This window comes from uncultured Aquincola sp. (genome assembly GCF_964001545.1).
In the GTDB taxonomy this organism is placed as follows: domain Bacteria; phylum Pseudomonadota; class Gammaproteobacteria; order Burkholderiales; family Burkholderiaceae_C; genus Aquincola.
This window is the reverse complement of record NZ_CAXFDV010000535.1, coordinates 1-9,948: the sequence shown is the minus strand read 5'-3', so window position 1 is coordinate 9,948 and position 9,948 is coordinate 1. Positions and strand designations below refer to the sequence as shown.

Genomic DNA, 9,948 nt, shown 5'->3' with positions numbered 1-9,948 from the left:
GCCGTCCATCGCCACGCGCTGGTTGGTGTCGGCGATGGCGGGGTTGCCGAAGCGGTCGAGCACCACGTCGCGGTAGGCGGCCAGGTCCAGCGGGCTGGGGCTCAGCACGGGGATGGTGTCGTCGGTGACGTAGTCGAAGGCCATGCGGCGGATGGCCGCGTCGTGCGTGCCCTCATGGATGTACTGCAACCCGGCCAACGTGCCCGCCCAGGCGATGCAGCTGTGAGTGGCATTGAGCAGCCGGATCTTGGCTTCTTCATGCGCATCGACCGACTGCACCATCTCCACACCCACCTGCTCCCAGGCGGGGCGGCCGGCGATGAACTTCTCTTCGATCACCCACTGGATGAAGCTCTCGCCCATCAGCGCGGCCGGGTCGTCCACGCCGGTGGCGGCGCGCACGCGCTCGCGCACCTCGGCCGTGGGCCGGGGTGTGATGCGGTCCACCATGGCATTCGGGCTGCTGGTGTGGGCCTCCACCCAGGCCAGCAGGTCGGCATCGCCCACCTGCTGGATGAACTGCAGTAGGCCGCTGCGCGCGCGGTCGCCGTTGTGGCGCAGGTTGTCGCAGTTCAGCAGCGTGAGGGGGCCGGCGCCCGCGGCCATGCGCGCGCGCAGGATGGCGGTGAGCGCGCCGTACAGCGTGGGCGTTTGCGGGTGCGGGTGACCGGCGCGCGCGGCTTGGATGTCGGCCGCCAGGTCGGCAAAGCCCAGATCCAGCTGATGCGCCGCATCCAGGTAGTAGCCCGCTTCCGTCACGGTGAACGAGAGGATGCGCGTGGCCGGGTCAGCGCCTTGCGCGATCAGCCCGGCCAGGCCGGTGTCGTGCGGAATCACCCGGCGGATGGCCTCGATGCGCTGGTAGCGCCACGCCAGCGTGGGGCTCACCGTCTCCAGCATGTAGGCGCCGCCGCTGGCCTGCAGCGCGGCCATCAGCTCGGGCTGGTCGGGGCGGATGTTGCCGGCGGCGATGATCCAGCGGCTGTCGCCCTGGTCACGCAGGGCTTGCAGATACACCGCCTGGTGGGCCCGGTGGAACGAGCCCAGGCCCAGGTGCAGCATCACCAGGGGTGCGGCGTTGTCTTGGTTCATGGTGCCCTCCCCTTCAGGCCGCCGCGCCGGCCAGTGCCGCGCCGCCTTGCGCCGGGCGCGAGAGTCGGCCCTGGTCGTCGAACACATGGGCGGCCATCGGGTCGATGGACAGACCCACCGGGCTGCCCGGGTGCAGCGTGGTGCGGGCGCTCTGGCGCGCGATCAGCCGCGCGGCGGTGGCCGCGTCGGGGCCCAGGGCCACGTGGATCAGCGTCTCGGCGCCCAGCGCCTCCACCAGCTGCACCGTGCCCTGCAATTGGCCCTGGCCGGCCGGCTGCAGCCGCACGTCTTCCGGCCGCAGGCCGACGAAGCCGCCCGCCGGCACCGGCAGCTGCTGCGTGCCGGCCAGATGCGGCAGCTGGCTGGCCGGCAGCACGTTCATCTGCGGCGTGCCGATGAACTGCGCGACGAACTGGTTGGCCGGCCGGTCGTACAACTCCAGCGGCGAGCCCACCTGCTCGATCTGCCCGTCGCGCAGCACCACCACGCGGTCGGCCAGCGTCATGGCTTCCACCTGGTCGTGGGTCACGTAGATGGTGGTGGCACCCAGCTCGCGGTGCAGCTGGGCGATTTCCACCCGCGTCTGGCCGCGCAGCGCGGCGTCCAGGTTGGACAGCGGCTCGTCGAACAAAAACACCTTGGGCGCCCGCACGATCGCGCGGCCGATGGCCACGCGCTGGCGCTGGCCGCCCGACAGCTCCTTGGGCGTGCGTTGCAGGTAGTTGGTCAGGTTGAGGATCCTGGCCGCACGGTTCACCTTGTCCTGGATCACCGCCTTGTCGACGTTGGCCAGCCGCAGCGCGAAGGACATGTTGTCGAACACGCTCATGTGCGGATAAAGCGCATAGCTCTGGAACACCATCGCCAAGTCGCGTTTGGACGAAGGCAGCTTGGTGATGTCGCGCCCGTCCAGCATCAGACTGCCGGCGTCGATCTCGGTCAGCCCCGCGATCATGCGCAGCAAGGTGCTCTTGCCGCAGCCCGACGGGCCGACGAAGACGATGAACTCGCCCTTCTCGATAGACAGGTCGACGCCCTTGATGGCGCGCAGGTCGCCGAAGTACTTCTCGACGCCCTTGAGTTGCAGAAAGCTCATGTGATTTCTCCCGGGCTACTTCACAGCGCCAAAAGTGAGGCCTTGAACGAGTTGCTTCTGACTGAACCAGCCCACCACCACGATGGGCGCGATGGCCATCAGTGAAGCGGCCGACAACTTGGCCCAGAACAGGCCCTCGGGGCTGGAATACGAGGCGATCAGCGTGGCCAGCGTGCCGGCCTTGGACGAGCTGAGGTTGAGCGACCAGAAGGCCTCGTTCCAGCTCATCACCAGGCACAGCAGGCCGGTGGACGCCAGCGAGCCCATGGCCAGCGGGCGGATGACGTGCTTGAACTCGCCCCAGATGCTGGCGCCGTCCATGCGCGCGGCCTCCAGGATGTCGCCCGGGATGTCCTTGAAGCCCGAATACAGCATCCACACCATGATGGGCAGGTTGGACAGCGTGAACACCACGATCAGCGCCAGCAGCGAATCCAGCAGCCCGGCGGTCTGCGCCATCACGTACACCGGCACCAGCGCACCCACCGCCGGCATCATCTTGGTGGACAGCATCCACATCAAAATGTCGCGGGTGCGCCGGGTGCGGAAGAAGGCCATTGAGTAGGCCGCCGGCGCGGCAATCGCCAGCCCCAGCAGCGTGGACACCACGCTGGTGATCACCGAGTTGACCGCGAAGTGCAGGTAGTCGCTGCGCTCGTTCACCTCGGCAAAGCTGTGCAGCGTGGGCTCGAAGAACAGCTGCGGCGGAATGGCGATGGCCTGCTGCTCGGTCTTGAAGGCGGTGAGCACCAGCCAGATCAGCGGAAACACCAGCAGCAGCGTCACGCCCCAGGCGGCCACGGTGCGCAGCACCAGGTTCAGGTTCTTCATGGGGTTCACCTGCTCAGTCGAGGTTCTTGCCGATCAGGCGGATGAGGAACACCGCGGCGATGTTGGCCAGCACCACCGCGAACAGCGCGCCGGCCGAGGCCACGCCCACGTCGAAGTTCATCAGCGCCTGCTTGAAGATCAGGAAGGCGACGTTGGTGCTCTCGTTGCCGGGCCCGCCACCGGTGGTGGTGAAGATCTCGGCGAACACGCTCATCAGGAAGATCATCTCGATCATCACCACCACCGCGATGGGCCTTCCCAGGTGCGGCAGCGTGAGGAACCAGAACTTCTGCAGCGCATTGGCGCCGTCCATGCCGGCGGCTTCCATCTGGTCGCGGTCCAGGCTCTGCAGCGAGGTGATGAAGATCAGGCACGCAAACGGCAGCCACTGCCAGGCCACCATCAGGATGATGGACAGCAGCGGATGCTCGGTGAGCCAGTCGATGGGCTGGGCGCCGAAGAAGTGCGCCACCTGCGCCAGCACGCCGTACACCGGGTTCATCATCATGTGCTTCCACAGCAGCGCATTGGCCGTGGGCATCACGAAGAAGGGCGAGATCAGCAGCACCCGCACGATGCCGCGGCCCGGAAACGGCTCATTGACCAGCAGCGCCAGGCCCACGCCCAGCACCACCGTGATGGCGATGACCGAGCCCAGCAGCAGCAGCGTGTTGACCACCGACGCGCCGAAGTCGGGGTCGGTCACGAAGTACTCGAAGTTCTCCAGACCGATGAAGGTCTTGTCGCCCGGCTGCATCAGGTTGTAGCGGACGGCAGAGAAATACAGGGTCATCAGCAGCGGCACGATCATCCACAGGAAGAGCGTGGCCACCGCAGGCGCCATCAGCGCGCGGGGCAGTAGTCGGTTCATCGCAGACCTCGGGTGAAGCGGGGGCGCCGGTGCCGCCGGCAGGCCCCCCGGGGGCACGGGCTTACTTGTAGTAGCCGCCCTTGCGCATCTCGCGGTCGGCCGCGGCCTGCGAGGTCTTCAGCGCCTGGTCGACGCTGGTCTTGCCGGCAACCGCAGCGCTCATCTGCTGGCCCACCGCGATGCCAATGGCCTGGAACTCCGGAATGGCTGCGAACTGCACGCCCACGTACGGGCTCTTGGGCAGCGTGCTGTCGTTCGGGTTGGCGCTGTCGATGGCCTTTTTCTCGGCCGCCGCGAACACCGCCGCCTTCATGAACTCCGGGTTGGCATAGGTCGACTTGCGGGTGCCGGTGGGCACCGCGGCCCAGCCCTTTTCCTTGGCCACCAGGTTGATGTAGTCCTTGGAGGTGGCCCAGGAGATGAACTTCTGCGCCGCATCCGCGTTCTTGGTGCCGGCCGGGATGGCCAGCGCCCAGGCCCACAGCCAGTTAGCGCCCTTCTCGGTCACCGCGTACGGGCCCTGGGCGAAGGCCACCTTGTCGGCCACCTTGCTCTGCTTGGGGTCGGTGATGAAGGAGGCGGCGATGGTGGCGTCCACCCACATGCCGCATTTGCCTTCGTTGTACAGCGCCAGGATCTCGTTGAAGCTGTTGGCGCTGGAGCCGGGCGGGCCGTACTTCTTGAGCAGGTCGACGTAGAAGGTGACCGCGTCCTTCCAGGGCTTGGTCTCGAGCTGCGGCTTCCAGCCCATGTCGAACCACTGGGCGCCGAAGCTGTTGGCCATGGTGCTGAGGAAGGCCATGTTGTCGCCCCAGCCCGGCTTGCCGCGCAGGCAGATGCCGTACACGTTGGGCGGGTTGTGGATCTTGGCGGCGGCGTCGCGCACCTGGTCCCAGGTGGGCCGCTCGGGGAAGGTGACGCCGGCCTTGTCGGTCAGGTCCTTGCGGTACATCAGCATCGAGCTTTCGCCGTAGAACGGGGCGGCGTAGAGCTTGCCGTCCACCGACAGGCCGTTGCGCATCGCCGGCAGCAGGTCGTCCACGTCGTAGCTGGCGGCAGGCGTCAGCTCCTTCAGCCAGCCCTTCTTGGCCCAGATCGGCGTCTCGTACATGCCGATGGTCATCACGTCGAACTGGCCGCCCTTGGTGGCGATGTCGGTGGTGACGCGCGAGCGCAGCGTGCCCTCTTCCAGCGTCACCCACTTGAGCTTGATGTCGGGGTACGCCTTCTCGAACTGCGGCGTCAGCTTCTGCATCTCGATCATGTGCCCGTTGTTCACGGTGGCGATGACGAGTTCGGTGGCGGCCTGGGCGGCGCCGGCAGCGGCGCCCATGCACAGGATCAGGGCGGCCTGGTAAGTCTTCATGCTGCGTCTCCTAGTGTTCGTCGGTTCATCGACGCGGCGAACTTTAGGAGCGCGGCTCTTGCAAGGCAGATACGGACTTCAAGCCGACCGATACGCAATTGCAGCGTTGTGTGGGGGTTTACCTGGATGCGGTGCGAGCAGGCGTCAGCTCCGCGCCGCATCCAGGCCAAGGCGCATCAGGCGGCCTCGGCAGCCAGCCGCAGCTGGCGCCCGTGGCGGCGCTGGCGCTCGGTGGTGGCTTCGGGCACCGGTGCCTCCTCTTCGGCCAGGAGGCGTTGGTGCCACGGCAGTGCATGCACCGCCGACATCAGGTGCAACATGCGCTCTTCGTCGTCCAGCAGCCGACCCGCCCGCCCGACCAGCACCACGTTGGACAGGATGTTGGTCGGATCCGCCATCGCCACGGCCGTCTTGGACACTGCCACCCAGTCCCAGGCCATGCCGACCAGCCGTTTGCACACATGGGTGGCCCACAGGACCTGGCCGTATTCGGCACCTGTCTGGGCGTGTCCGTGCTGTTTCGACAGGCTCAGCTGCCGATAACGGTGCATCGATCGGTTAAATTCGGATACGGTCACGAGAACCGGCGCCCAGGTAACCACGGACCAGATCGGCACGACCATTGTTGTTCTCCATAGAAGTTCGAGAGGGTAGTGTGAGACAGACCTACAGGCGCGCCAACTGCCAAAACGTGTAGGCCCTTCTCGCAGACACGACATGTTATTGAAGCATTACTTCGACGTCAGCCAGGCCGAGGATATCGACACCTTTCGCCGCCGGTTGATCAACATGGCTGGCGCCCTGGATTTTCCGCTCATCACCAGCGTGCTGGTGGTGGAAGATCCGCATGCCGGGCGCCACCAGTTGCACGAGGTGGGCAATATCCCCGAGGCTTTTGCCAACGCCTCGCGCGCGCCTGAAGCCGTGGCCCGCGACCCGGTGATCAAGCGGCTGCGCACCTTGTCGGTGCCGTTCGCCTACGACCAGTCGCTGTACGTGCAGGAGAAGGCCGGCGACCTGTGGGAGGAACAGGCGCCCTACGGCTACCACAGCGGCATCTCGATGGCGCTGCACCTGCCCGAAGGCAGGCACTTCTTCCTGGGCGTGGACCGCGACCACCACCTGCCGTCGGACGAAGGCCTCTCGCGGATGATGGCCGACCTGCAGCTGCTGGCGGTGCATGCCCAGTCGGCGGCGGCCCGGCTGCTGCTGCCCCGCACCGAGCCGGCGGAGCCGCCGCCGCGCCTGTCGCCGCGCGAGATCGAGGTGCTGCGCTGGGCGATGGACGGCAAGTCCAACTGGAACATCGCCCAGATCCTGAACGTCTCCGAGCACACGGTGTCGTTCCACCTGCGCAACGCCTTCGCCAAGCTGAAGGCATCCACCCGCACCCAGGCGGTGCTCAAGGCCAAGGCACTGGACCTCTTGTAGGGGCCGCAGCCGGCGCGTGCAGGGGCACCCCTGCATGGTTGTGTAGCTTACGCCGCGAAGGCGTCTTCGAGAAACTGCGTTCCATCGGATCACGGTTTTCTCAGGAGTGCAACATGACCCAATCGCAAAACATCGCCCCGGCTTTCCCCCGCGTTGGCTTCTAATTCCGGCCCAGCACCGGTGAAAACCGCAACCGGGCCCTGCCCGGCGCGGTGAGAAAAAAAGACCGCCAACTCGAAACAGGGGCGGCAAGCATCCTCGCAAAACGCCCCCAACCTTGGATGGGGGCGTTTTACTCATTGGTTTTTCCACTATTGTCCGCCGCCCCCAAGGAGTATTCGATGGCCGATGCAGCCAGCACCAGCCAGAAACACCATCGGGTTGCCCCGGTGAATCTCAGCGACTACCCCGGCCTGGTGCGCATCTGGCAGCAGTGCGGCCGCGACACCGAGGCGCTGCGCAGCGCCTTCGTGTGGGAAGCGCTGCGCCGCGCCAGCCACGTGGTGGCCTACCGCACCTACAGCCAGCAGGTGGTCGGCTTTGCCATCACCTGCGGCGAGCGGCTGGAGGTGGTGTGCGTGGCGCCGGCCTACCAGGGCCAGGGCCTGGGCGCCGAGCTGCTGCGCTACGCGGCCGACCGGCTGGGCGCACGCGAAGTGCAATCCGAAGGCCTGCCGCCGGGGCTGTGGGACTTCTTCTCCGGCCAGGGCATGCGCCCGGCCGGCGGCCCCCGCCACCAGGCCGCGCCGCGCACCGCCCAGCAGCGGGTGTCGATGTGACCGAGCAAAGCGGCCTGCCTTCACCTGCACTGCCGCCCGTCGCGGCGACGGCGCTGCGGCCCTATGGCCAGCTGGTGCGCATCAGCGCCGCGGCCGCGGCCTCCATGCGGCCCGGGGCCGAGGGTTGGGTGGTGGACATCCTGCCCGCGCCGCTGGGCGTGCACTACCTCATCGAGTTCGACGACGGCGCCATGGTGGAGCTGCCCGCCGCGCTGGTGCTGGACCACCCCGGCTGAACCGCCCCATGCGCGCCACGCCGGTGCGCCACAGCCCCTTGCTGGCGCATCCGCCCGCCCCACACCCCCTTGCCGATGGGCATGGAGCTTGCGTGAAGCAGCCTGCACGGCCGCGGTAGCGTCGCCCCGGCCGGCACCTCCCCTCCGCTGATGACGGCGGACCCACCTGTCCAGCGCAGCCCTGTGCTGCCGGCGCTGGTGGATTCCACCCGTACTCAACCCAGAGGCGGTGGCGCCCGCATGGCGCCCTGCCGGGGTCGGCCGAGGCGCAGCACCTGCTCAGCACCGCGGCCCACCCGCGTTTGCCCAGGATGCAAGCATGAAGATCGTTCTCGTCGGCCACGGCATGGTGGGCCACAAGTTCCTGGAAAGCCTGGCCGAAGCCGGCCTGCCCGACGTGGAAGTGACGGTGCTGTGCGAAGAGCCGCGCCCCGCCTACGACCGGGTGCACCTGTCGGAATTCTTCAGCGGCAAGACGGCCGAGCAGCTGTCGCTGGTGGCGCCCGACTTCTTCCAGCGCACCGGCTACACGCTCAAGCTGGGCGCCCGCGCCGCCAGCATCGACCGACGCGCGCGCACCGTCACCACGGTGGACGGCACGGTGCACGCCTACGACCGCCTGGTGCTGGCCACTGGCTCCAGCCCCTTCGTGCCGCCGGTGCCGGGGCGCGACCGGCCGCACTGCCACGTCTACCGCACCATCGAGGACCTGGAGGCGATGCAGGCCTCGGGCGCTAGGTCGCGCAGCGGCGTGGTGGTGGGCGGCGGCCTGCTGGGCCTGGAATGCGCCAAGGCGCTGTGCGACCTGGGCCTGCAGACCCATGTGGTGGAGTTCGCGCCGCGGCTGATGGCGGTGCAGGTGGACGACGGCGGCGCCCGCGTGCTGCGGGCCAAGATCGAGGCGCTGGGCGTGCAGGTGCACACCAGCCGCAACACGGTGGAAATCACCGACGGTGCCACTGCGCGCCACCGCATGGTGTATGCCGACGGCAGCTACCTCGAAACCGACATGATCGTGTTCTCGGCCGGCATCCGCCCGCGCGACGAACTGGCCCGCCAGTGCGTGCTGGCCATCGGCCCGCGCGGCGGCGTGGTGATCGACGACCACTGCCGCACCAGCGACCACCACGTGTACGCCATCGGCGAATGCGCCAGCTGGAACGAGCAGACCTTCGGCCTGGTGGCGCCCGGCTACGAGATGGCCCGCGTGGCTGCCCGCCACATCGCCGGCAACGCCGAGGCGGCCTTTCGCGGCGCCGACATGAGCACCAAGCTCAAGCTGATGGGCGTGGACGTGGCCAGCATCGGCGACGCCCATGGCAAGACGCCGGGCAGCCGCCAGTGCCAGTACGTGGACGAGCGGCGGCAGGTGTACAAGAAGATCGTGATCAGCGAAGACGGCAGCCGCCTGCTGGGCGCGGTGCTGGTGGGCGACGCGGCCGAGTACGGCACGCTGCTGCAGATGGCGCTCAACGGCATCACGCTGCCGGCCGAGCCCGAGTTCCTGATCCTGCCGAGCAGCGACGGCAAGGCCAGGCCGGGCCTGGGCGTCGACGCGCTGCCCGAGACGGCGCAGATCTGCTCGTGCAACAACGTCAGCAAGGGCCGCATCTGCGCCGCGGTGGCCGAAGGCGCCGCCAGCATCGGCCAGATCAAGGCCTGCACCCAGGCCGGCGCCACCTGCGGCGGCTGCGTGCCCCTGGTCACCCAGGTGATGAAGGCCGAGATGAGCCGCCTGGGCATGGCCGTCAACGACCACCTCTGCGAGCACTTCCCGCATTCGCGCCAGGCGCTGTACCACCTGGTGCGCGTGGGCGGCATCCGCAGCTTCAGCGAGCTGCTGGCCCGCCACGGCCGTGGCCTGGGCTGCGACATCTGCAAGCCGGCGGCGGCCAGCATCTTCGCTTCGTGCTGGAACGAGTTCGTGCTGAAGAAAGACCTGGCGCCGCTGCAGGACAGCAACGACTACTACCTGGGCAACCTGCAGAAGGACGGCACGTACTCGGTGGTGCCGCGCATGGCGGGCGGCGAAGTCACGCCCGACGGGCTGATCGCCGTGGGCCAGGTGGCCAAGAAGTATGGCCTGTACACCAAGATCACCGGCGGCCAGCGGGTGGACCTGTTCGGCGCCAAGGTCGACCAGCTGCCCGCCATCTGGGAAGAGCTGATCGCCGCTGGCTTCGAGAGTGGCCACGCTTATAGCAAGAGCCTGCGCACGGTGAAAAGCTGCGTGGGCAGCACCTGGT

General features: G+C 67.9%; 10 protein-coding genes. 4 read left to right on the top strand and 6 right to left on the bottom strand.

Annotated elements, in window-relative coordinates; genetic code table 11:
• The 6 genes from ABNT58_RS18425 to ABNT58_RS18400 all read right to left on the bottom strand — a co-directional run.
• Positions 1-1,092 (bottom strand): mannitol dehydrogenase family protein (locus ABNT58_RS18425; protein ID WP_348754898.1); only part of this gene is annotated, 1,092 nt, incomplete at its 3' end.
• 13 nt (positions 1,093-1,105) lie between these two features.
• Complete coding sequence (locus tag ABNT58_RS18420; protein WP_348754897.1) at positions 1,106-2,188, bottom strand: ABC transporter ATP-binding protein; 1,083 nt, start codon at positions 2,186-2,188, stop codon at positions 1,106-1,108.
• A gap of 15 nt (positions 2,189-2,203) precedes the next feature.
• On the bottom strand, positions 2,204-3,019 hold the full coding sequence (locus tag ABNT58_RS18415) for a carbohydrate ABC transporter permease (protein ID WP_348754896.1): 816 nt from the start codon (positions 3,017-3,019) through the stop codon (positions 2,204-2,206).
• Positions 3,020-3,032: 13 nt separating this feature from the next.
• On the bottom strand, positions 3,033-3,890 hold the full coding sequence (locus ABNT58_RS18410) for a sugar ABC transporter permease (protein WP_348754895.1): 858 nt from the start codon (positions 3,888-3,890) through the stop codon (positions 3,033-3,035).
• 61 nt (positions 3,891-3,951) lie between these two features.
• Positions 3,952-5,256, bottom strand: a complete 1,305-nt coding sequence (locus ABNT58_RS18405) for a sugar ABC transporter substrate-binding protein (protein WP_348754894.1) — start codon at positions 5,254-5,256, stop codon at positions 3,952-3,954.
• A gap of 176 nt (positions 5,257-5,432) precedes the next feature.
• Entirely contained in the window at positions 5,433-5,879 is a 447-nt protein-coding gene (locus ABNT58_RS18400) for a hypothetical protein (protein WP_348754893.1), read from the bottom strand.
• Between the two features lie 94 nt (positions 5,880-5,973).
• Between ABNT58_RS18400 and ABNT58_RS18395 the strand changes: the two genes are divergently transcribed.
• The 4 genes from ABNT58_RS18395 to nirB form a co-directional block, all read left to right on the top strand.
• Positions 5,974-6,687 carry a LuxR C-terminal-related transcriptional regulator gene (locus ABNT58_RS18395; RefSeq protein ID WP_348754892.1) on the top strand — a complete coding sequence of 238 codons (714 nt, stop codon included), beginning with the start codon at positions 5,974-5,976 and terminating at the stop codon, positions 6,685-6,687.
• Positions 6,688-7,076: 389 nt separating this feature from the next.
• A complete protein-coding gene (locus ABNT58_RS18390) occupies positions 7,077-7,466 on the top strand; it encodes a GNAT family N-acetyltransferase (RefSeq protein ID WP_348754891.1) in 390 nt (129 codons plus the stop codon).
• The gene (locus tag ABNT58_RS18385; RefSeq protein WP_348754890.1) at positions 7,463-7,702 is read left to right on the top strand and encodes a hypothetical protein; all 240 of its coding nucleotides are present in this window, start codon (positions 7,463-7,465) and stop codon (positions 7,700-7,702) included. Before ABNT58_RS18390 ends, ABNT58_RS18385 begins: the two co-directional genes overlap by 4 nt.
• A gap of 319 nt (positions 7,703-8,021) precedes the next feature.
• Positions 8,022-9,948, top strand: a 1,927-nt coding sequence (nirB, locus tag ABNT58_RS18380; protein ID WP_348754889.1) for a nitrite reductase large subunit NirB, incomplete at its 3' end; no start/stop codon positions are given.